The organism is Micromonospora chokoriensis, assembly GCF_000718555.1.
Taxonomy (GTDB): Bacteria; Actinomycetota; Actinomycetes; order Mycobacteriales; family Micromonosporaceae; genus Micromonospora; species Micromonospora chokoriensis_B.
Window position 1 is genome coordinate 96570 of the sequence record NZ_JOAN01000017.1, and the last position, 21697, is coordinate 118266.

Genomic DNA, 21697 nt, shown 5'->3' on the forward strand with positions numbered 1-21697 from the left:
TGGGTCAGGTGGGGAGCGGTGCGCAGGAGGCCGCGGCGACCCCTTCGAGGTAGCCGCGGGCGCGTTCCGCCTTGGGGTAGCGACCGACCAGCGCCCAGAACCTGGCGTTGTGGCTCGGCACGATGAGGTGCGTCAACTCGTGCAGCAACACGTAGTCGATCACCCATTCGGGCATCTCTTGAACGCGGTGCGAGATCCGGATGCTGCGGTCAGCCGGCGTGCAGGAGCCCCACCGGCCGTTCTGGTTGGTGACCCACCGGACGCTGGCCGGGACCGCCTTGGTGGCGTACCCGGCGAGGTAGAGCTCGATGAGCCGGTTGGCGCGGGCCAGCAGCTCGGCGTCGGAGCGGGCGAGGCGCCCCTCCCGGGCAGCGAGGCGGGCGAGCATCCGGTCGACCCACTCGCTCTCCTCGGCGCGGGAGAACTGGTCGGGGATGAGGACGACGACTCGCTCACCGTCGCGGTACGCGGACACCGTGCGTCGTCGGCGCTGGCTGCGCCGCACCTCGACGACCGGCTTGCGCGTCCCCGCCATCACTGGCCCGCGCAGCCTCGACTACGTGTCACGAAGGAAAGCTAATGCGTACTGACCAGGGGTCCGCAAGAGTCAACCGCGCGACACGCGCCCAGAAAATGGTGATTGGTCGCTAGGCGTCCCGAAAATTTCTTGACCGCATCGCCATCGCGCCATCTCGTCACCCTTCGTGAAGGCCGATGGCGCCGGCACGCGGCACGTCCCCACCGTAGGTGATCACCGTCCCGAATGCCCCCGCGGGGGCACTCGCACGGGTGGCTGTCAGGGTTTGGTCGGCGTGTCCCCGCCAAACTGACTTATCCGACCTATTTCGCCATGCACACTCTCGACGTCGACTTGCTCACAGTGTCGATGCACAGCTGACATGGAACTGCCCAGACCTGGGTAGGGTCCGCGAACCAGCGGTCACGAAGGTGGCCGTGGAGTGAGACCCAGCGCCGGCGCCCCGTGTGGCCCGCCGCCGGGCACCCCGTCGGGACGGCATTGACCGGCGGACGAGACGAGGAGGGCACCGTGGCCGACCAGGCCCAGACGACCTACAACGGTTACTGCGTCAAGTGCAAGGAGAAGCGGGACTTCGAGGGGCACGTCGAGGTCTCGAAGACCGGAATGAACATGGCCAAGGGCAAGTGTCCGGTATGCGGCACAACAGTGAACCGCATCCTGGGCAAGGCCAAGGTCTGACCCATACGGGTGGACGGGGGCGGGGTGGCCGGTGGCTGCCCCGCCCCCGTTCCCGTTCCCGTTCGGGGAAGGTCGGCGCCACCGCCGCCGGTGGCCTGTCTGTCGGGTGACTGACACCCAGGGCGGCTGGCTGTGGAAAACCCGTCGAATCCTGTGGATAGCGCTGGACAGCGGCCCGGCCGCCTGTGGACAACGATCGACCGAACGCGAAGACGTGGTCACGATTCGTGACTATGAGCCGCACCGTAATGCCCCGCCCCACACTGCTACCCGGCCTCAGTCGGCTCTGGCGGGACCGGCACACCCTCCAACTCGGCGTCGGCCCCGGGCCGGCCGTCCTGCTGGAACTGGCCAACCCTCGCGCCGCCCACCTGCTCGACCTGCTCGACGGCACCCGCAGCGAGCGCGCTGTGCTGGCCGGGGCGGCAACCGCCCGACTCAGCGCCGACGACGCGCGTACCCTGCTCGACACCCTGCGGGCGGCCGGCCTGTTGGTGCCCGCGCACAGCCTGCTCCCCCGCGACCTGGCCGGCCCGGTCCGCGCCCGGCTCGTGGCGGAGGCCGGCGCGCTGGCCCTCGCCGCCGCTCGACTGCCCGGCACCCCCGCACAGGTCCTGCGTCGGCGGCGAGCAGCCCGAGTCCTGCTCACCGGCACCGGGGCGCTCGGCGGGCCGCTGGCGGTGGCGTTGGCCCAGTCCGGCATCGGGCAGGTGATCCCCCAGCTCACCGGCCCGGTACGCCCCGTCGATCTGGTCGGCACGGGCATCCCCGCCACCGACCTGGGCCGCCCGCTGGCAGCGGCGGTGCGGGCCGCGGTCGACCGTGTCGCACCGGGCACCGGCACCCACCCGCACCGCTCCGGGCGGTTGGACCTGGTGATCCAGCTGGGCACGGATCGGCCACCCGCGCTACTCGCCGCCGGTTTCGCCCAGCGCCGGCAGCCACATCTGCTGGTCACGCTGCGCGAGGGCGTACCGGTGGTCGGGCCGCTGGTCCGCCCACCCGCCGGGCCGTGCCTGCACTGCGTCGAGCTGCACCGGGCCGATCGCGATCCGGACTGGCCCCGGCTCGCCGCCCAACTCGCCGCCGCCCACCCGGTGGCCGCCGGTGCGACCGGCACACTGCTCGCCGCCTGCGGGTACGCGCTGGCCGAGGCGCTGACCCAGCTCGACGGGGGCCAGCCGGAGACGCTGGGTGGGGCCATGGAGATCGCCGGTGCCGGCCGTTTCCGTCGTCGGGGCTGGCCGCCACACCCGGCGTGTGGCTGTTCGCGAGGCCGAGTGTCCGCACCAGCCCGGCCGCAGAGCAGCAGCGGGGCCCTTCGGTCGGTAACAATGACCGGGTGACCGACATCCCGCGCCGCGCCGTGTCCCGCACCGCCAAGCTCGCCGCCCTGCCGCTCGGCTTCGCCGGCCGGACCGTTCTCGGGATGGGAAAGCGCGTCACCGGGCTCGCCTCCGACGTGATCTCCGCGGAGATTCAGCAACGCACCGCCGAGCAGCTGTTCAGCGTGCTGGGCCAGCTCAAGGGCGGGGCGATGAAGTTCGGCCAGGCGCTGTCGGTCTTCGAGGCGGCGTTGCCGGAGGAGATCGCCGCGCCCTACCGGCAGGCGCTCACGAAGCTTCAGGAGGCGGCGCCGCCGCTGCCGGTCGCCAGCGTGCACAAGGTGCTGGCCGAGCAGCTCGGCCCCGACTGGCGGGACCTGTTCGTCGAGTTCAACGACGTCCCGGCGGCCGCCGCGAGCATCGGCCAGGTGCACCGGGCACGATGGCGCGAACCGGGGATCGACGAGTCGGGCGCGCCAAACAGCCGCGACGTGGCCGTCAAGATCCAGTATCCGGGGGCCGGCGACGCGCTGCTCGCCGACCTCAAGCAGCTCTCCCGACTGGGCGGGATGTTCCGGGCCATCCAACCCGGCCTGGACGTCAAACCACTCCTGGTCGAGTTGCGCGAACGGATCACCGAGGAATTGGACTACGAGTTGGAGGCCGAGTCGCAGCGCGCCTTCGCGACCGCGTACGCCGACGACCCGGAGATCTACATCCCGGAGGTGATCAACGCCTCGCCCCGGGTGCTGGTCACCGAGTGGGTGACGGGCACCCCGCTGGCCGACATCATCCGCGAGGGCACCGAAGAGGATCGGGACGAGGCGGGCCGGTTGATGGCCACCCTGCACCTCTCCGCGCCGCAGCGGGCTGGGTTGCTGCACGCCGACCCGCACCCGGGAAACTTCCGGCTGCTGCCCGACGGCCGGCTCGGGGTGATCGACTTCGGTGCGGTGGCGCGGATGCCCGAGGGCACACCGGAGCCGATCGGTCGCATCGCGGCGATGGCTCTGCGCGGCGATGCCGACGAGGTCGTGGCGGGGCTGCGGTCGGAGGGTTTCATCGGCTCGGCCGAGGAGATCGACGCCGAGGGGGTGCTCGACTTCATCCGACCCATGCTGGAGCCCATCGCGGCGGACGGCTTCCGATTCACCCGGGCCTGGCTGCGGGGCGAGGCGGGCCGACTGGCCAGCCCCCGCTCTCCCACCTACCAGCTGAGCAGGCAGCTCAACCTGCCACCGTCCTACCTGCTGATCCACCGGGTGACGCTCGGGTCGATCGGGGTGCTCTGCCAGTTGGAGGCGAAGGCCCCGTACCGGAGCATCCTGGAGCGCTGGCTGCCCGGCTTCGCCCCGGTCGCCTGAGGGGCGTCAAGAGACGACATGGGGAAGGGCGGGTGCCGGTCGGCACCCGCCCTTCTGCGTGGGTGGTACTAGAGAACGCCCAGGTCGCGGGCCGCCTGGTTGCGGCCGGTCAGAGCGACGGTACGGGCGGATCGGGTTGCCTCAGTGCTCGTGGTGGTACGACCGGCCTGAGGCCGACGCATTCGAGCCCGGGACAACGCTTGGTGGAGTAGTTGCAGTTCGAAAGCTCCGGACGGGACGTTCAACATCGTCTTCTCACTCACTGCCGGTGTGACACCGGCGTAGTTGGTACGGGTCGGGAACATGTCAGGCTGCCAGCCGGACCGCGCCGCGCACCTCGGACAGCCCACTGGCCGCCAAGCGCGCCTCGGCCTCGACCCGAAGCTCGGCGTCACGGGCGACGTCTTCCTTACGCGGACGGCCACGGGGCCGCTTACGCGGGACGACCGCGCCACGCTCGAAGATCTCGCCGCCCCAGACGCCCCACGGCTCCGCTCGCTCAACGGCTCCGGCCAGGCATTCGACGCGCAGCGGGCAGTCCCCGCAGAGCGACTTGGCCAGCTCGAGCTCGGTGGGCGAGTCGGAGAACCACAGGTCGGGGTCGAACTTCCGGCAGGGCAGGTTCGCCTCCATCTCGACGCTCATGTCGAGGGGGGCTAACGCCAGACTCATCTCCCGGTCACCTCTCTCTCACTTCGATCTCGTGGATCGCATTCCGACGTACTTACGGCGGGCAAAAAACTGAGGCCGCGGATCCCGGTAAGCGGGTTCCGCGGCCTCGAGGTGAGCCGGTGTCTGATGGTCAGACCGGTCTACCTCGAGGTGGAACGCCGCGGACATCCATGCGCTTCTTGGCGACCCGGATGCCATTGCCCGTGAGGCCACTGGTCCCCTCGACTCCGGTTGGCGCGACGGTCAGGATCAGCTCGGCCTGAACCTGGTGCACCTGCGGAACCGACGGTCGTGCAGCCGCGAGGGCCACCCGGACAGCCGACAGCGGAGCGTGGACAGACGGCATCGCCGCCAGACGCTCATAGGTGAAGATCTTCACGGTGCCACCTCCCTCACGTTCCTCGAATCGACTGGACCAACCCCCGTGAGCAGCCGGAATGGCGCCGCTCGCGTGGTGTGTTCTGAGGCTATTCCTCGCCCCGGGGCGAGGGCAAACGAATTTACGACTGGATTTCGAAACTTTTCTCCGGGCAGACATCGTCCACCCCGGCACCAGCCACGAGGGCCAGCACCGAATCCCCGTAGAGGCCCAACTTGCGGGGGCCGATACCGGCGATCGCGATCAACTCCTCCGACCGGCCCGGTCGCCGCTCGGCCAGCGCGATCAGCGTCGCGTCGGTGAAGACCACGTACGCCGGGACCTTCTGCGCACCGGCCACCCGCTGCCGCCACTCGCGCAGCCGTTCGTGCAGCTCATCGTCGATGTCGGACGGGCAGGTGGGGCAGCGGCCGAGCTTGCGGTCCGGGCCGGCGAGCAGGGTGGCGCCGCAGATCCGGCAGGAGACGATCTGCGTTCGCCGCCGCTCGGGACTGCGGGCCGGGCCGGTGCCGCCGGTCGCCCGTTCGGTGCCGCCGGAGCGGTCCAGCTGGGGCAGGAACCGCGACGGCCGCCGGGCCCGTCCGCCCGACGAGCGCGCGGTGGCGTACGACAGCCAGAGCCACTCCCGGGCCCGGGTGATCCCGACGTAGAGCAGCCGGCGCTCCTCCTCGACCTGCTCGACGGTCTTGGCGTACGTGGTGGGCAGGGTGCCCTCGGCCAGGCCGACCAGGAAGACCGCGTCCCATTCCAGCCCCTTGGCCGAGTGCAGCGAGGCGAGGGTCACCCCGTCCACCGTCGGCACGTGCTGCTGGGCGGCCCGGCGCGCCAACTCCTCGGTGAAGTCGGTGAGGGTGACCGGGCGTTCCACCGAGGCGGCCTCGCCGATCGGCACCACCTCGGGGGTGGCCGCGTACTCCTCGGAGAGCTGGACCAGCGCGGACAGCGCCTCCCACCGCTCGCGGGCGGCACCACCGGCCGGCGGCGCGTCCGGGGCCCAGCCGACAGCGGTGAGCGCCTCGACGACGGCGGCCGGCAGCGGCGTCTCCCCGGGGATGGACCGGGTGGCGGCACGCAGCGCGACCATCGCCTGGCGCACCTCGGTCCGCTCGAAGAACCGTTCAGCGCCCTGCACGACGTACGGCACCTCGGCCTCGGTGAGCGCCTTCTCGTACGCCTCGGACTGCGCGTTGACCCGGAACAGCACGGCGATCTCCTTCGCCGGCGTGCCCGCGTCGATTAGCGACCGGCAGCGCGCGGCCACGGCGTTCGCCTCGGCCGGCTCATCGGTGAAGATCCGCAGGTCCGGCTCGGGGCCGGGCGGGCGCTGCCCGCTCAGCTCCAGCCGCAACCGCGCCTCGGTGCCCCGGGCCTGGGAGATCACCGCGTTGGCCAGCCCGACCACCTGCGGGGTGGAGCGGTAGTCACGGACCAGCCGGACCACCGTGGCGTTCCGGTGCCGGCGGGGGAAGTCGACCAGGTACGCCGAGGTCGCGCCGGTGAATGAGTAGATCGTCTGGCTGGCGTCGCCGACCACGGTCAGGTCGTTGCGGCCGGCCAACCAGGCGTCGAGCAACCGCTGCTGGAGCGGGTTGACGTCCTGGTACTCGTCGACCACGAAGTGCCGGTACTGGCTGCGGATCTGCTCGCCGACGTCCGAGTGCTCCTCGATGCCCCACACCGCGGCACGCAGCATGTCCTCGAAGTCGATCACGCCGTTCGAGCGTTTGAGCTGCTCGTACGCGGTGAACACCTCGGCCACCTTCGCCGGCTCGTGCGGCGTGTCGCGCAGTGCCCGTGCCGCGGACACCACGTAGTCCGCCGGCTCGACCAGCGACGATTTGGCCCACTCGATCTCGCCGGCCAGGTCGCGCGCGGCGGCCCGGTCGGTACGCAGGCCGACCCGTGCGGCGGCGAGGGTCACCAGTCGTACCTTGCTGTCCAGCAGCTCGGGCATGGCACGGCCGGCCAGCAGCCGAGGCGCGAAGTACCGCACCTGGCGCAGCGCGGCGGCGTGGAACGTCCGCGCCTGCACGCCGCCCACCCCGAGGACGGTGAGCCGACTCCGCATCTCGGCGGCGGCGCGGGCGGTGAAGGTGACCGCGAGCACGTGCCGGGGGGAGATCTCCCCGGAGAGCGCCCGATGGGCGATTCGGGAGGTGATCGCCCGGGTCTTGCCGGTGCCGGCGCCAGCCAGGATGCAGACCGGGCCGGCGGGTGCGGTCACGGCGGAGCGTTGCTCGGGGTCCAGCCCGGCGAGCACCTGTTCCGACGCTGAGTGAACCGCCACAACCAGGAATCATCTCAGCTCCCCCTAACGTTGCAGCGAACAGCCTCGGCTTGATCCGCAAGCCGCGGCCGGAGGAGTTGGAGGATCCGACCATGCTGACGATGTATTCCACCCCCTGGTGCGGCTACTGCCACCGGCTGAAGTCGCAGCTCGACCGGGAGGGCATCGGGTACGAGGTGGTCGACATCGAGCAGGACCCGAAGGCCGCGGAGTTCGTGATGGGCGTCAACGGCGGCAACCAGACGGTGCCGACGCTGCGCTTCGCCGACGGCAGCGCACTGACGAACCCCTCGATCACCCAGGTCAAGCAGCACCTGGCGACCCTCGACGCCTGATCTGCCGGTTCAGTCTCGACGAGCGGCCGTCCCACCCGGGGCGGCCGCTCGCCGTGTCCGGGGACGGTCACCGTCGCGCCGGTCGGCGTCCTCGACCGGTCGCCGGGGCGCCGGGAGCGTCGGACGGGTGGGCGGCGTCGGCGGGCGGGCCGCCGACGGCGCGCTCAGGTGCCGACCCCGCCACAGGTAGCTGCCGGCGGCCAGGGTGGCCACTCCGACCAGCGCGAACAGCACCCGGTAGTGCAGGAACCCGACCAGCAGGGCACCCGTCCCGATGGAGAACGCCTGCGGCGCGCTGACCACCGCCTGGGTGGCCGCGGCGACCCGGCCGACCAGCGGGGGCGGAGTCCGGCGCTGGATCAGCGTGTGCAACCCCACCGTGGTCAGCGAGAGCGAGACGCCGGCCAGCAACACCGCCACGAAACCGAGCCACAGATCGGGGTACGCGAACGCGAGCGCGGCCGGAGAGAAGAAGGCGACCCCGGCGGCCAGCGTGCCGACCTCGCCGAGCCGGCCGACCAGCATCGGTGAGCAGATCCCGCCGAGCAGCCCTCCCACGCCCTGCACGGTGACCAGCACGCCCACGAACGCGGCATCCCGGTTCAGCCCCTGGTCGACGTAGGCGAAGATGAGCGACTCGCTGAAGCCCATCACCAGTGATCCCAGCCCGTAGCCGACCAGGGCCCGCCGCAGGGCCGGCTCGCCGGCCAGGTGCCGCAGACCGGCGCCCAGCTCGGCCGGCCACCGCAGCCGCGCGGCCGGCGGCGCCTGTTGCGGGGTGGGCAGCGCGGTTACCACCGCCGCAGCGGTCAGAAATCCGACCATGCCGATTCCGGCCAGCGCCCACCCACCGAGCGCCGCGTACAGCGCCGCGCCCACCAGCGGGCCGATCAGTCGCCTCCCTTGGCGTACGGTCTGGAGCATGCCGTTGGCCTCGGCGAGCAGCTCGACCGGCACCAACTCGCGGATGAGCCCACTGAGCGCCGCGCCGAGCGTGATGGACGACAGCCCGTACAGCGCGGCCACCAGATAGACGACCCAGACGTCGCCCGCGTCGCGGACGGTGAACAACGGGGCGAGCAGGGCTGCGGTCACCACGTTCGCGGCCACGAAGAATGGCCGGCGCGGGTAGCGGTCGACGACCCAGCCGACCAGCGGTGCCAGCGTCATCGGCGCGATGACCGCGAAGATCGTGGCACCGGCCAACCCGTTCGAGCCGGTCAGATCCTTGACCCAGATGGCGAGTGCGAGCAGCAGGATCGACTCGGCGGTCATGCTGGCCAGCAGGCCACCGAAGAGCAGGCGGAAGTCGGGTCGGCGCAGGATCGTGCGCATGGGGTCCCTCCGGCGGGATGGCGCGCCCAGGTGGGCGAGGACGACGGACCGCGACCGCGGGTCCGTCGTCATCCGGCATTCCCGTGGTCCGATTTTCGCAAGACACGCCCCCGCCGGAACCTCCGACACCGGTCGCGCCGTCCATACTGACCGTGGGGGGCGAATTTCATACAGTTACCGTCGCGTCTGCGGCGGTCGACGGGAAAGAGGACACTGTGCCTCCTGCCGCACCCAGCCCGATCCTGCGTCGTCGCCGGTTGGGCATCGAGCTGCGCCGCCTGCGTGAGGCCGCGGGCCTCACCGGCGACCAGGTCATCGAGCGCATCGGTTGGGCCTCCGCGTCCAAACTGTCCCGCCTGGAGAACGGCCGCAGCCGACCGGACCCGCAGGACGTCGGCGACCTGCTCGACCTCTACGGCGCCGACCAGGCGCTGCACGACGAGCTGCTCGGCATCACCAACGAGGCCGGCGACATGCGCGGCTGGTTGAAGAACTTCCCGGTGATGACGCAGCAGCAGCGCAGCTGGGCCGAGCTGGAGGCCGGCTGCGCGGAGATCTCCGAGTACAACCCGGTGCTGGTGCCGGGCCTGCTGCAGACCCCCGGGTACGCCCAGCTCCGGATCGTGTCGGCCGGTCAGGTGAGCGAGGGCGCGGGCGAGTCCGAGCCGGGCGACGAGCCGGGGACCGAGGTGCAGGCGCGACTGGCCCGCCAGTCGTTGCTGACTCGGGAGCCACACGCGCCCAGCTACACCGCGGTGCTGGAGGAGGCGGCCCTCGGCCGCCGGGCCGGGCCACCCGAGGTGCTGCACGAGCAACTGCTCCAACTCTGCGAGCTGGCCCTGCTGCCCAATGTGAACCTGCACGTGCTACTCCGGGACACCCAGATCGGCAATTGGTACCTTCCGCCGACCGCGTTCTCGGTCTATCGGTTCGCCGATCCCCTCGATCCGGAGACATTGGCCATCGAAGGTGGCTTCACCGACGTCATGTCGACCGAGTCAATCACGCTAAATCGCTATAAAGTGGTGTTCGAGTGGCTATGCACGGCGGCACTTGATACTTCGGACACCCTCTCTTGGCTGATCGAGGCAACGGGACGGCTGACCGAGGCGGCGCCCCCATCCACAGTGGCGTTCGGGCCGGCAACGGCGCCGACCCAGCGCCGCCGGGACTCGGGGCGGCTGACGGACCGGTGATCCACGGGGGACCTTCCGTCGGGACGTGCGGCACCACTCGTCCCATCGGATCGCGTCACATCAGGAGCAGAACCATGAACGACATCCGCAACACGCCGTCCGTCTCCGCCCACTCGTTGGCGGACGCCCCGTGGCGTACCAGCACTCGCAGCCAGACCTCCAACTGCGTGGAGGTCGCCCCGCTCGCCACCGGCCCGTCGGCGGTCGCCCTGCGCGACAGCAAGGACCGGGGCGGCCCGGTGCTGCTGTTCAACCGCGCAGGGTGGCTCGGTTTCATCTCCGGAGCAAAGAAGGGCCAGTTCGATCTGAACTGATTCGGTGACTGGCACGGGGCCGTCGGCACACTGCCGGCGGCCCCGTCGCGTTGCGCCCGGGGTAACACCACCGCAATTGCCACCCGCGACCCTGCTGAACAGCGATCCGCCGATCGGACGAGGCTCGAAAACAATAGGCGCGTTTCAGTTGCTGGGACGAACACGGGGCGTAACATGGCCCACGAGTACGTGGAACTTCCACACTGGCTCATCCGTCGCGGTTCATCCGGAGACCCTCATGCGGTTCCTGATCGTTCGCACCGACATCCGCGCCGTCGCTGACGGGGACATCGCCGCCGCCTGGGCGGACGGCCACCGACTGCGCGACGAGACGACCACGCCCGAGCCACGACGGCAGACCGTGCACGCCGAGGACCGGGACGCCGCGTTACTGCTGGCCCGCGCCCTGGCCACGGTCGGCGCGGTCCGCGCCGGCAAACAACGGGTCAAGGTCGTGCCGCTGATCGAGCCGCGGCCCGCCTTCCGACACAGACCGGGCCGCACCGGCACCTGATTCCACAGGTCGTCCGTCGTGGTCGGACCGGCTCCCCCGCCGCGTTTCTCGCACCCACCGACCACGACGGCCCGTGTTCCCGGCCCGTGACCGTCGCGGCAACGGCGGCCACGGGTCGGGACCGTGCTTACCGGTCGCCGTTCACCCAGCCGTCCAGCCAACGGTGGATGAGAAACAGCGCAATCGACGACGGTGGCGGCAGGATCAGCCGGGCCCCATCGCCCACGTCCACCGTCTGCCCGGCCAACGCCGCCCCGATCTCCCGGCGGGAGAACCACCGGGCGTACGCGATCTCGGCCGGGTCGACCCGCACCGGCTCGGTCGGGTTCGCGGTGGCCAGGAAGCCCAGCATCAGTGAGCCGGGGAACGGCCACGCCTGGCTGCCCACGTACCCGATGCGCTCGACCCCGATGCCCACCTCCTCGCGGACCTCGCGCAGCACGGCCGCCTCCGCCGACTCGCCCGGCTCCACATAGCCGGCCAGGCAGGAGTAGCGCCGACCACCCGGGGTGCCCGGCCAGCCGGCGTTGTTGCCGAGCAGGCAGCGGCCGTCCGGGCCGTCCACGCCGTCATGGACGAGCACGATCATCGCCGGGTCGGTACGCGGCCAGATCCGCCCACCGTTGCGGTCCACCCGGGACCAACCGGCCTCATCCATCGCGGTCGGCGCGCCGGTGCTCGTCGAGTAACCGTGTCGGGTGTGCCAGTTGACAAGCGCCAGCGCAGTGGTGAAGATGCCGGCCTCCCGGTCGGCGAGCAGGTGGCCCACCTCGCGGAGGTTGACCGCCCGGCTCCCCGGGATCGCCGGCAGCGGCGCGTCGACCGCGAAGACCGGCACCCCGTCCGGCTCGACACCCAGGAACATCGCCGTCGACTCGGACCCGGCGGGCACATCGGCTGCCCCGAACAGCACCAACGCCGGAGGCGACGAATCGGTGCGGGCCAGTGTCCGACCGTCGTCGGTCGAATCGAGCAGCAGCACTCGGGCTCGCAACCACGCCTCGGTCAACCACTGCGAGTCACCCCGTCGGTGCGCGGCCCGATCCAGCGTGGACCGCGCCAACGGCGGCGCCGCCTCCCCGCTCACACCAGCGCTCCGCTACGCTCCGCGCCGCCGTGAGACGGCCCGCTGCTGAACCCCATGGCTCGCTCGCTCCGCTCGCTCACACCAGCGCTCCGCTACGCTCCGCGCCGCCGTGAGACGGCCCGCTGCTGAACCCCATGGCTCGCTCGCTCACGCTCTTGGCTCGGTGTGGACCGTGGTCAGCGCGGCCAGCCCCGGGGTGACCCGCTCCGCGTCGCCGAGCACCACGATCGCCGCCCGAGCCGGGGCCAGGTACCGGGCCGCCGCCTGGGCGACCTCGTCGATGCTCGCCTTCGCCAACCTCGCCGCGTACTCGGCGAGGAAGTCCAGGCGCAGACCGTTGCCCGCGTACGCGCTGGTCAACGCCGCCAACCCGGCCTGGGTGGACATGCCGAGCTGGAGGGTGCCCAGGGCGTACTGGCGGGCCTGCTCCAGCTCCTCGGGCTTCGGCGGCAGCGACGCCAACCGACCCAGCTCGTACGTCGTCTCCAACAGTGCCGGCCCAGTGACCTCGGTGGCCACGTCGGCGGCGGCGACCAGCACCGACCCGGCGACGGAGTGCTCGATCCCCGAGTGCGGGCCGTACGTGTAGCCCTTGTCCTCACGGATGTTCTCCACCCACCGGGAGGAGAAGTAGCCGCCGAAGATCAGGTTGGCCAGTTGCAGCGGGGCGTGGTCGGGGTCGGTGCGCGACACCGCCGGCAGCGCGATCCGCAGCGACGACTGCACCGAGCCGGGCCGGTCGACAAGCAGCAGCGGCCCCGGCTCCAGCGGCGGGGTCGCCGGCAACTCGGCCAGCCGCCCGGCCCCCAACCAGCCGCTGAGCGCCCGCTCGGCCGCGTCCAGTGCCTTCTCCGGCTGCACGTCGCCGACCAGCACCAACTGCGCGCCGGTCGGATGGACCCGCTCCGCGTGCAGGGTGCGCAGCGCCGCCGGTCGGACGGCGCGGATCTGGCCGGGCTCCGGCGTCTGCGTCGCGTACGGGTGTCGGCCGTAGATCCGCTTGAGCAGCGCCTCCCGGGCCAGGTGCGCTGGCTGGCTCTGCGCCACCTGGATCCGGTCGACCAGCCGGTCCCGTTCGGTGGCCACCTCGTCGCTCGGGTAGCTCGCGCCGGTCAACACCTCGGCCAGCAGCTCCAGCATCCGGTCCAGGCCGGTGACCAGGCCCGCGCCGGAGAGCATCAGCCGGTCCGGGTCGACGCCCGCGGAGAGCCCACCGCCCACCTTCTGCAACTCGGCGGCGATCTGCACGCTTGTCATCGACTCGGTGCCGGAGAGCATGGTCTGCGAGAGCATCGCGCCGCGGGCCAGGTGCACCCGCCCGAACGGCATCCAGAGCCGCAGCTCGACCAGGGGCACGGCAGGCCGGCGTACGGCGATCACGGTGAGACCGTTGCGCAAGGTGCGCTCGGCCTGCTTGGGCACCTTGAGCTTGCGGTTCGGACCGAGCGGCGGCAGCGTACGCGGGCCCGCAGGAGCGGTGGTGACACTCATCGGGAGCCTCCGGGAATGACCTCGATCGCGGCCCGACGCTCCGGGCGCAGGGTGGACGCGGCAGCCCGGACCTGCTCCTCGGTGACCTCGCCAACCAGCCGGGGCAAGTCGTTGAGCAGACCCGGTTCGCCGCGTTGCTGCTCCAGCACGGCCATCCGCAACGCCCGACCGAGCACCGCGTCGGTGTCGCGCAGCAGGTGGGTCGCCATCCGGGCCTGGGTGCGGGCCAGCTCACCGTCGGTCAACCCGTCGGTGGCCAGCCGGTCCAGCTCCTCGTCGATGGTGCGCAGCACCTTGTCCACATCGCCCCCGGGCGGCAGGTGCGCCTGCAACAGCAGCGCGGTGGGATCGCGTACGTCGAACGGGTCGCCCATGAAACCGAGGTATCCGCCGAGGCTGGTCACCGTGCGGTCCCGCTGCACCAGGCGCTCGACCAGCCGCGACGCGTCGCCGTCGGTGAGCACCTCGGCCAGCACCACGTACGGCAGGTAGCCGGCGAAATCGGTGACCGGGTCGGGCACGCGCCAGGCGCCGGCCACCGCCGGCAGCGGTGCCAGGGCATCGGTGTACGAGGTGCGCCGCTCGGCGCTCAGGTCGGGCTCGGTGAAGTCGGGCCGTTTCGGCGCCGGACGGGCCGGCACGTCGCCGAAGTGCCGGGTGACCAGTTCGGTCGCTTCGGCCACGTCGATGTCGCCGCTGACGGCCAGCACGGCGTTGCCGCTGGCGTAGTAGCGGCGGAAGAAGTCCGCGGCGTCGGCGACGGTCGCCGACTCCAGGTCGTCGAAGGAGCCGTAGCCGTCGTGGGCGTTCGGGAAGGTGTCGAACATGACCGGTGGCAGGGTCAGCCAGGGGAAGCCGCCGTACGGCCGGTTGAGGACGTTGACCCGGATCTCCTCCTTGACCACGTCGACCTGGTTACGCAGGTTCTCCTCGGTCAGCCGGGGGCCGCGCATCCGGTCCGCCTCCAGGAACAGCGCGCGTTCCAGCGCGTTGCTCGGCAGCGTCTCGAAGTAGTCGGTGTAGTCCAGGTGGGTGGAACCGTTGAAGGTGCCACCCGCGCCCTGCACATGCCGGAAGTGGGCCAGCTTCTCCAAGTTTTCCGAGCCCTGGAACATCAGGTGCTCGAAGAGGTGGGCGAAGCCGGTACGCCCCTCCGGCTCCGAGCGGATGCCGACGTCGTAGACCACCGCCACCCCGATCACCGGGGCACTGCGATCGGGGGTGAGCACCACCCGCAGGCCGTTGTCGAGGGTGAACCGCTCGACCGGATACTTCGTCGCTGGAATTCTGGATCTCCGCGCCGCCACGGAGTCGACCCTAGCGCGTCGACACCTCCGCCACCCGCGACCTTCCCGGAGCCGCCGCCACCGGGGCTGTCACCAGGGGCAGCACCTCGGCCCCGACCCGTTCGGCCTCCTCCCGGTGCGGCCAGCCGGAGAGGATGAACTCGTCGACGCCGAGCGCCGCGTACTCGTCGATTCGGGCCGCGACCTCGGCGTAGCTGCCGACCAGCGCGGTGCCGGCGCCCTCGCGGACCAGGCCGACGCCGGCCCAGAGGTTCGGTGCGACGGTGAGCCCGTCGGTGCGGCCGGCGTTCAGCGCGGCCATCCGGGCCTGACCCACCGAGTCCATCCGGCGGAACCGGGCCTGGGCGGCGGCGATCCGTTCCGGGCTCATCCCGGCCAGCAGCCGGTCGGCCTCCGCCCACGCCTCGGCACCTGTCGGCCGGGCGATGACGTGCAGCCGGAGGCCGGTGCGCAGGGTGCGGCCCTGCTCGGCGGCGAGCGCCCGGACCCGGGCGACCCGGGCCCCGATCGACGCTGGCGGCTCACCCCACATCAGGTACACGTCGGCCTGCCGGGCGGCCACCGTCTCGGCAGCCGGGGACGCGCCGCCGAAGTAGACCGGCGGCGGCTCGGCGAGCGGGCTGGCGAGGCCGCCGCCGTCGACCCGGTAGTGCTCACCGGCGTAGTCGAACGGCCCGCCGGCCCAGGCGCGACGAAGCACCTCGACGAACTCTCCGGTACGCGCGTAGCGGTCGTCGTGCCCGAGGAAGTCGCCGTACGCGCGCTGCTCGGCCGGGTCGCCCCCGGTCACGATGTTGAGTGACAGCCGGCCACCCGAGATGGCCTGGAAGGCCTCGGCCTGCTGGGCGATCAGGGTGGGCAGCGCGAAGCCGGCCCGGACGGCGACCAGCATGCCGAGCCGCTCGGTGTGCTGGGCGACCGCCGCGCAGACGATCCACGGGTCGGGGCAGCCGGCGCCCACCGGCGTGAGAACGGCGGTGAATCCGTTCGTCTCGGCGGCCCGGCCAACCTCGGCCAGGTAGGCCACGGTCGCGGCCCGGTCGTGCCTCGCGGCCCCCGCGGTGACGGTGGCGGCACCGACCTGGTCGCCATCGCCGGAGGTGGGCAGGAACCAGTGGAAGGTCATCGCGAAGTCGCCTCTCTGCCGGTCACCGAATGCCGATTACCCTAGCAAGCTGGTAGGAAATACCGACATGGATGAGACGCGCCATCCCGCCATGTGGATGGGTCTTGACGCTGACCGCAGCCTGGCCCACTCTTCCTACCAACTAAGTAGGAATACTGCGGATTGGATGGACGATGAGACGGCTCCCCTTGCGCCGGTTGGTCACCCTGGCCACTCTCGCCGCCCTCGGCGCGGCGACCCTTGGCAGCACCGCCGCGTGCGGCGACGACAGCGAGGGCACGGGCGGCAGCTCCGGCCCGGTGACGTTGCGCCTCGGCTACTTCCCCAACATCACCCACGCGCCGGCGGTCGTCGGCGTGGAGAAGGGCATCTTCGCCGAGAAGCTCGGCACCGACGTCAAGCTGGACCCGAAGACCTTCAACGCCGGCCCGGCCGCCATCGAGGCGGTCTTCTCCGGCGCGCTGGACGCCACCTACATCGGTCCGAACCCGACCGTGAACGCCTTCTCCAAGTCCAAGGGTGAGGCCGTCCGGGTCATCTCCGGTGCGGCCTCCGGCGGTGTGGCGCTTGTGGTCAAGCCCGGCATCACCGGGGCACAGGACCTGAAGGGCAAGAAGATCGCCACCCCGCAGCTGGGCAACACCCAGGACGTGGCGATCCGTTACTGGCTCAAGCAGCAGGGCCTCACCACCACCAAGGAGGGTGGCGGCGACGTCAAGATCGTGCCGCAGGAGAACGCCCAGACGGTCGAGACGTTCAACAGCGGCACGATCGACGGGGCCTGGGTGCCCGAGCCGTTCGTCTCCCGCCTGGTCAACGCCGGCGGCAAGGTGCTCGTCGACGAGCGCGACCTGTGGCCGGACAAGAAGTTCGTCATCACCAACCTGCTGGTGAGCACGAAGTTCCTCAAGGCACACCCGGACGTGGTGCAGAAGCTGGTCGACGGCCAGGTGGCCGCCAACGAGTTCGTCAACAGCAAGCCCGACGAGGCGCAGCAGGCCATCTCCGACGCGATCGGCAAGATCACCGGCAAGCCGCTGGACCTGAAGCTGATCAAGCAGGCGTGGCCGACGTTGGAGTTCACCAACGACCCGATCTCCTCCTCCCTGAAGGCCGGGCTCGACCACGCCGTCGATGTCGGTCTGACCGAGCCGGTCGACCTCAAGGGCCTGTACGACCTGAAGTACCTCAACAACGCGCTCAAGGCGCAGGGCAAGCCCGAGGTCGTCCAGCCATGACGTCGACCACGACGACGCCGCAGAGCGCGACCACCGCGGTCGCGCTCTCCGGCGTGACCAAGGTGTACGGGCGCGGAGCGAACGCCGTCCTGGCCCTGGACGGTGTCTCGCTGGACGTCGCGCCCGGCGAGTTCGTCTGCCTGGTCGGCGCGTCCGGCTGCGGCAAGAGCACCCTGCTCAACCTGGTGGCCGGGCTGGACCGGGTCAGCGGTGGGCAGATCACCCTGGCCGGCGACGCCAACCCGGGCCTGATGTTCCAGGAGCCGGCGCTCTTTCCGTGGTTGACCGTCGACGCCAACGTGGAGGTCCCCCTCAAGCTGCGCCGACTGCCCCGGGCCCAGCGTCGCGAGCGGGTGGCCGAGCTGCTGCGGACGGTGCACCTGGCCGACTTCGGTCGCAAGCGCCCGCACGAACTCTCCGGCGGGATGCGGCAGCGGGTGGCGCTGGCCCGCACGCTGGCCCTGGACACGCCGGTGCTGCTGATGGACGAGCCGTTCGGCGCACTGGACGCGATGACCCGGGACATCCTGCACGACGAGCTGGAACGAATCTGGTCCGAGCGCAAGCTCTCGGTGCTCTTCGTGACGCACAACGTCCGCGAGGCGGCCCGGCTGGCCGACCGGATCATCCTGCTCTCCAGCCGACCCGGTCGGATCATCTACTCCACCGAGGTGAACATCCCGCGCCCTCGCCGGATCGACTCCCCCGAGGTCGCCGCCATCGCCGCCGAGGTCACCGAGCGGCTCCGTACGGAGGTGGGCCGCCATGGCCAGTGACACCCTCACCAGTTCGGCGCGTACCGACGCGGAGATCACCGGCCTCGACGCGCTGGAGATCGCCGGCCGGGACAAGGAGGTCTCTCGGGGTGCCCGAATCTGGGCGGCCACCTGGCCCAAGCTCGCCGCGCTGGTCATCGCCATCGCCGCCTGGCAGCTCGTGGTCTGGTCCGGTTGGAAGCCGCCGTACTCGCTGCCGGGCCCGCTGGAGGTCGGCCGCGAGTTGGCGGCCCAGGCCCAGGGCCCGCAGCTCTGGGACGGCCTGGTCACCACGCTGCGCCGGGCTGCCGTCGGGTACGTCTTCTCGGTCGCCGTCGGCCTGCTGCTGGGCCTCGCGGTGGCCCGGTCCACGGTGCTGCGCGCCGCCATCGGCTCGATGATCACCGCCCTGCAGACCATGCCGTCGATCGCCTGGTTCCCGCTGGCCATCCTGCTCTTCGAGCTGAGCGAGAAGGCGATCTTCTTCGTGGTGGTGCTCGGCGCGGCACCGTCCATCGCCAACGGAGTGATTTCCGGTGTGGACTACGTGCCGCCGCTACTGCTGCGCGCCGGCCGCAATCTGGGTGCCCGAGGGCTCAACCTCTACCGGTACGTCATCGCGCCGGCTGCCCTGCCGGCGATCGTCGCCGGACTCAAGCAGGGGTGGGCGTTCTCCTGGCGCAGCCTGATGGCCGGTGAGCTGCTCGTGGTCGGCATCTCGCAGACCTCGCTCGGCGCCCAACTCACCTACTCCCGAGAGCTTTCCGACGCGCCCTGGCTGCTCTCCACGATGATCGTCATCCTGGTCGTCGGCTTGGGCGTGGACGCCGCGTTCGGTGCGGCGGACAAGGCGATCCGGCGGCGCTGGGGCGTACTCGATCAGGCGGGCAACTGACCCGTGTACGTCTCCGCGCGCAGCGACTATGCGCTCCGGGCGATGCTCGCCGTCGCCGCCGGCAGTGGCGGCGACGGCGACAAGGTCGGCGAGTTGGTGAAGGCGGCCAGCCTGGCCGAGGTGCAGGACATCCCGCTCAGCTTCCTGCAGGGCATCCTGCTCGACCTGCGCCGTGCTGGTCTGCTACACAGCCATCGCGGCGCCGACGGCGGTTACGCGTTGACCCGCCCAGCCGACGAGATCACCGTCGGGGACGTGCTGCGCGCGGTCGGCGGCACGCTCACCACGGTGCGCGGCCTGCCGGCCGAGCGCGCCGGCTACCACGGAGTGGCCGCGGGGCTCACCGACGTGTGGCTGGCGGTGCACGGGGCGATCGCCACGGTGGTCGACAGCACCACCCTGGCCGACCTACTAACCCACGCCCCCACCACCTCTTGAGCAGCGGCAAAGGCGATGTGGTCGGGTCGGTGCCCCGCCGACCCGACCACACCTCGTACCGATCCTGACCGGGCCTGCCCCTCCGCCTGCACCGGTCGGCCGGTCGCTGCTCAGCCCACGTGTGCGCCCGCCGAGCCGAGGCCCGGGTCGCCAGGACTGTGCAGCTCCACCAGACCGGCGGGTGCGTTACCCGCCGGGGTGGCGTGCCAGGGTGCGAAGGCCGCGACCATGGCGAGCAACAACCCGGCGAGCGCGACCGCGACCACCAGGATCAGTTCACGCAGCGCGCCCGAGCCGGCTTCGCCCGCCATGGTCACCCCTCCCGTGCCGGGCCCCCCGCCCGGTGTCCCCCGTCGGTCAGCCTCGACCACGAGCGGGCCGGGCGCAGTCGGCCAGACGACCAAGCCGATGCTGATTACCGACTCAGACGAGTGGCCAGTGCGACGCGGCGGACTGACCGGTCGGCGCGGCGGGTGGGCCGCACGGGCAGAACATCGCGTAGACGAAACCGGCCCGCCCCGCAACAGCGGGACGGGCCGGTGAACGCGCAGAAGATCAGACGGTACGGGGGCGACGCGGACGACGGGACCGACCCGACGCGCGATGCGCCGGCCGGGCGCCACCCTCGGTGGACGCACCACCGGCGGCACGGGCCCGAACAGCGGGAGCCGGCGGCGCGACGATGGTCACCGGCACACCGGACGGCTCGCGGGCACCGGTCACCCGGGCCAGCGACCCGTCACCCGGGCGCACCTGGACCGACTCGGGCCGGATGCCGGCGGTGGCCATCAGCCGGGACACGTCCCGGCGCTGCTCCGGCAGGACCAGGGTGACCACGGAGCCGGACTCGCCAGCGCGGGCGGTACGGCCGCCCCGGTGCAGGTAGTCCTTCGCCTCGGTCGGCGGGTCCACGTTGACCACCATGTCCAGGCCGTCCACGTGGATGCCCCGAGCCGCCACGTCGGTGGCGACCAGGGCGGTCACCTGGCCGTTGCGGAACTGCTCCAGGATGCGGGTGCGCTGCGGCTGGGACTTGCCGCCGTGCAGCGCGGCCGCGCGAACGCCCTTGGAGAGCAGCTGGCGGGCCAGCCGGTCGGCGCGGTGCTTGGTGCCCATGAACAGGATGGTGCGGCCCTCACGGGCGGCGATCCGGGTCAACGCGTCCGGCTTGTCGACAGCGTCGACGTGCAGCACGTGGTGGGTCATCGCGGTGACCGTCGCGGTGCCCGGATCCACCGAGTGAGTGACCGGGTTGCTCAGGAAGCGGCGGACCAGCCGGTCCACGCCGCCGTCCAGGGTCGCGGAGAACAGCATCCGCTGCCCCTGCGGCGCGACCTGCTCCAGCAGCTTGGTGACCTGCGGCAAGAACCCCATGTCGGCCATCTGGTCGGCCTCGTCGAGCACGGTGATCTCGACCTGGTCGAGCCGGGCGTCGCCACGGTTGATCAGGTCGTGCAGCCGACCGGGGGTGGCGACGACCACCTCGGTGCCGGCGCGCAGAGCGTCCGCCTGCCGCTGCAACGACAGCCCGCCGACGATGGTGGCGCAGCGCAGCCCGACAGCGCGGGCGTACGGGGCCAGAGCGGTGGTGACCTGCTGAGCCAGCTCGCGGGTCGGCACCAGCACCAGCGCCAGCGGACGACCCGGCCGGGCCTTACGGCCGGCGGTGCGGGACAGCAGCGGAAGCCCGAAGGCGAGGGTCTTTCCGGAGCCGGTACGACCCCGGCCCAGCACATCCCGGCCAGCGAGCGAGTCGGGCAGCGTCGCCGACTGGATCGGGAACGGCTCGGTGATGCCCTGCGCGGTCAGCGCGGTGAGCAGTGCCGGTGCCAGACCGGTATGAGCGAAAGACGGAATAACTGTGGTCATGCGGAAGCCTTCCTCGACGCGGCACGTGTCGAGGGAGGGCGCCGAAGTCGGCGCTGTCACCGGCGGAAAAAGGCCGCCAGGACTCACAAGCACGAACCGAAGGGAGTACAGGCCGGCCCGCCGCCAGGCCGCTGCCTGCCGAAGCAGGCGAGGGCGGGGCGGGCCGGTCCCGTCACCGTCACACCCGGAGGGCGCGACAGGTAATGCTGACCGATCCGAAGATCAGAGCGGGCGGATGTTCTCCGCCTGCGGGCCCTTCTGACCCTGGGTCACCTCGAACTCGACCCGCTGGTTCTCGTCCAGGCTCCGGTAGCCGGAGGACTGGATCGCCGAGAAGTGGGCGAAGACGTCGGCGCCGCCGCCGTCCGGGGTGATGAAGCCGAAGCCCTTGTCAGCGTTGAACCACTTCACGGTGCCAATAGCCATGTGTTTCGTCTCCTTGACGGAACGTCGGACGCGCACTTGTTGCGTGCCCGAAGAGGAGCGCTCCGCGCGGGGATGCGCGAATCGCCTGTCGCTTCTGGTCGCCCCGCCCGGAGAACTCCGGACAC

23 protein-coding genes are annotated in these 21697 nt (G+C 71.4%); 11 read left to right on the forward strand and 12 right to left on the reverse strand.

The annotated features are described in order from the left end of the window. Positions 1-4: 4 nt before the first annotated feature. On the reverse strand, positions 5-535 hold the full coding sequence (locus IF46_RS0122960; RefSeq protein WP_030490431.1) for a M48 family metallopeptidase: 531 nt from the start codon (positions 533-535) through the stop codon (positions 5-7). Between the two features lie 513 nt (positions 536-1048). On the opposite strand from IF46_RS0122960, the gene IF46_RS32750 reads away from it, so the two are divergent. The 3 genes from IF46_RS32750 (at position 1049) to IF46_RS0122975 (ending at position 3908) form a co-directional block, all read left to right on the forward strand. Next, complete coding sequence (locus IF46_RS32750; RefSeq protein WP_167457767.1) at positions 1049-1219, forward strand: DUF5679 domain-containing protein; 171 nt, start codon at positions 1049-1051, stop codon at positions 1217-1219. A gap of 233 nt (positions 1220-1452) precedes the next feature. Continuing rightward, positions 1453-2565 (forward strand): TOMM precursor leader peptide-binding protein, encoded by a 1113-nt coding sequence (locus IF46_RS0122970; protein WP_030490432.1) that lies wholly within the window; start codon positions 1453-1455, stop codon positions 2563-2565. Next, positions 2562-3908: an ABC1 kinase family protein gene (locus IF46_RS0122975; RefSeq protein ID WP_030490433.1), complete on the forward strand. Its 1347-nt coding sequence runs from the start codon at positions 2562-2564 to the stop codon at positions 3906-3908. The genes IF46_RS0122970 and IF46_RS0122975 overlap by 4 nt, the downstream gene beginning before the upstream one ends. A 306-nt stretch (positions 3909-4214) precedes the next feature. Here IF46_RS0122975 and IF46_RS0122980 read toward each other — a convergent pair whose 3' ends face one another. The 3 genes from IF46_RS0122980 to IF46_RS0122990 form a co-directional block, all read right to left on the reverse strand. Next, positions 4215-4580: a WhiB family transcriptional regulator gene (locus tag IF46_RS0122980; protein ID WP_030490434.1), complete on the reverse strand. Its 366-nt coding sequence runs from the start codon at positions 4578-4580 to the stop codon at positions 4215-4217. Between the two features lie 130 nt (positions 4581-4710). Then, positions 4711-4926 carry a hypothetical protein gene (locus IF46_RS0122985; protein ID WP_420063587.1) on the reverse strand — a complete coding sequence of 72 codons (216 nt, stop codon included), beginning with the start codon at positions 4924-4926 and terminating at the stop codon, positions 4711-4713. A 154-nt stretch (positions 4927-5080) separates the two neighbouring features. Continuing rightward, positions 5081-7246, reverse strand: coding sequence for an ATP-dependent DNA helicase UvrD2 (locus IF46_RS0122990; protein ID WP_030490436.1), 2166 nt, complete (start codon positions 7244-7246; stop codon positions 5081-5083). A 92-nt stretch (positions 7247-7338) separates the two neighbouring features. Between IF46_RS0122990 and IF46_RS0122995 the strand changes: the two genes are divergently transcribed. Beyond that, entirely contained in the window at positions 7339-7581 is a 243-nt protein-coding gene (locus tag IF46_RS0122995; RefSeq protein ID WP_030490437.1) for a mycoredoxin, read from the forward strand. Positions 7582-7590: 9 nt separating this feature from the next. On the opposite strand, the gene IF46_RS0123000 is transcribed toward IF46_RS0122995, so the two are convergent. Next, positions 7591-8916: an MFS transporter gene (locus tag IF46_RS0123000; protein WP_051724092.1), complete on the reverse strand. Its 1326-nt coding sequence runs from the start codon at positions 8914-8916 to the stop codon at positions 7591-7593. 215 nt (positions 8917-9131) lie between these two features. Here IF46_RS0123000 and IF46_RS0123005 point away from each other — a divergent pair, with 215 nt between their 5' ends. From IF46_RS0123005 to IF46_RS0123015, 3 genes are all read left to right on the forward strand, one after another. After that, on the forward strand, positions 9132-10112 hold the full coding sequence (locus tag IF46_RS0123005; RefSeq protein ID WP_030490439.1) for a helix-turn-helix domain-containing protein: 981 nt from the start codon (positions 9132-9134) through the stop codon (positions 10110-10112). A 74-nt stretch (positions 10113-10186) separates the two neighbouring features. Then, entirely contained in the window at positions 10187-10426 is a 240-nt protein-coding gene (locus IF46_RS0123010) for a DUF397 domain-containing protein (protein ID WP_030490440.1), read from the forward strand. A gap of 238 nt (positions 10427-10664) precedes the next feature. Next, complete coding sequence (locus IF46_RS0123015; RefSeq protein ID WP_030490441.1) at positions 10665-10940, forward strand: hypothetical protein; 276 nt, start codon at positions 10665-10667, stop codon at positions 10938-10940. Positions 10941-11067: 127 nt separating this feature from the next. Here IF46_RS0123015 and nudC read toward each other — a convergent pair whose 3' ends face one another. The 4 genes from nudC to IF46_RS0123035 form a co-directional block, all read right to left on the reverse strand. After that, positions 11068-12027 carry an NAD(+) diphosphatase gene (gene nudC, locus IF46_RS0123020; RefSeq protein ID WP_030490442.1) on the reverse strand — a complete coding sequence of 320 codons (960 nt, stop codon included), beginning with the start codon at positions 12025-12027 and terminating at the stop codon, positions 11068-11070. A gap of 147 nt (positions 12028-12174) precedes the next feature. Then, positions 12175-13518 (reverse strand): M16 family metallopeptidase, encoded by a 1344-nt coding sequence (locus tag IF46_RS0123025; RefSeq protein ID WP_030490443.1) that lies wholly within the window; start codon positions 13516-13518, stop codon positions 12175-12177. Beyond that, positions 13515-14825, reverse strand: a complete 1311-nt coding sequence (locus tag IF46_RS0123030; protein WP_030490444.1) for a M16 family metallopeptidase — start codon at positions 14823-14825, stop codon at positions 13515-13517. Before IF46_RS0123030 ends, IF46_RS0123025 begins: the two co-directional genes overlap by 4 nt. Positions 14826-14835: 10 nt before the next feature. Then, complete coding sequence (locus tag IF46_RS0123035; RefSeq protein WP_030490445.1) at positions 14836-15951, reverse strand: LLM class flavin-dependent oxidoreductase; 1116 nt, start codon at positions 15949-15951, stop codon at positions 14836-14838. 173 nt (positions 15952-16124) lie between these two features. On the opposite strand from IF46_RS0123035, the gene IF46_RS0123040 reads away from it, so the two are divergent. The 4 genes from IF46_RS0123040 to IF46_RS0123055 are packed head-to-tail and all read left to right on the forward strand — an operon-like array spanning position 16125 to position 19277. Beyond that, positions 16125-17189, forward strand: coding sequence for an ABC transporter substrate-binding protein (locus IF46_RS0123040; RefSeq protein ID WP_030490446.1), 1065 nt, complete (start codon positions 16125-16127; stop codon positions 17187-17189). Continuing rightward, positions 17186-17965, forward strand: a complete 780-nt coding sequence (locus IF46_RS0123045; RefSeq protein WP_030490447.1) for an ABC transporter ATP-binding protein — start codon at positions 17186-17188, stop codon at positions 17963-17965. The genes IF46_RS0123040 and IF46_RS0123045 overlap by 4 nt, the downstream gene beginning before the upstream one ends. Then, positions 17955-18839 carry an ABC transporter permease gene (locus tag IF46_RS0123050; RefSeq protein WP_030490448.1) on the forward strand — a complete coding sequence of 295 codons (885 nt, stop codon included), beginning with the start codon at positions 17955-17957 and terminating at the stop codon, positions 18837-18839. Before IF46_RS0123045 ends, IF46_RS0123050 begins: the two co-directional genes overlap by 11 nt. 3 nt (positions 18840-18842) lie before the next feature. Beyond that, positions 18843-19277, forward strand: a complete 435-nt coding sequence (locus IF46_RS0123055; protein WP_030490449.1) for an RrF2 family transcriptional regulator — start codon at positions 18843-18845, stop codon at positions 19275-19277. A gap of 110 nt (positions 19278-19387) precedes the next feature. On the opposite strand, the gene IF46_RS0123060 is transcribed toward IF46_RS0123055, so the two are convergent. The 3 genes from IF46_RS0123060 to cspE all read right to left on the reverse strand — a co-directional run bounded on the left by IF46_RS0123060 (position 19388) and on the right by cspE (position 21572). Then, complete coding sequence (locus tag IF46_RS0123060; RefSeq protein WP_030490450.1) at positions 19388-19588, reverse strand: hypothetical protein; 201 nt, start codon at positions 19586-19588, stop codon at positions 19388-19390. A 244-nt stretch (positions 19589-19832) separates the two neighbouring features. Further along, the gene (locus IF46_RS0123065) at positions 19833-21146 is read right to left on the reverse strand and encodes a DEAD/DEAH box helicase (protein ID WP_030490451.1); all 1314 of its coding nucleotides are present in this window, start codon (positions 21144-21146) and stop codon (positions 19833-19835) included. Between the two features lie 222 nt (positions 21147-21368). Beyond that, entirely contained in the window at positions 21369-21572 is a 204-nt protein-coding gene (gene cspE / locus IF46_RS0123070) for a cold-shock protein (RefSeq protein ID WP_007464836.1), read from the reverse strand. Positions 21573-21697: the final 125 nt, after the last annotated feature.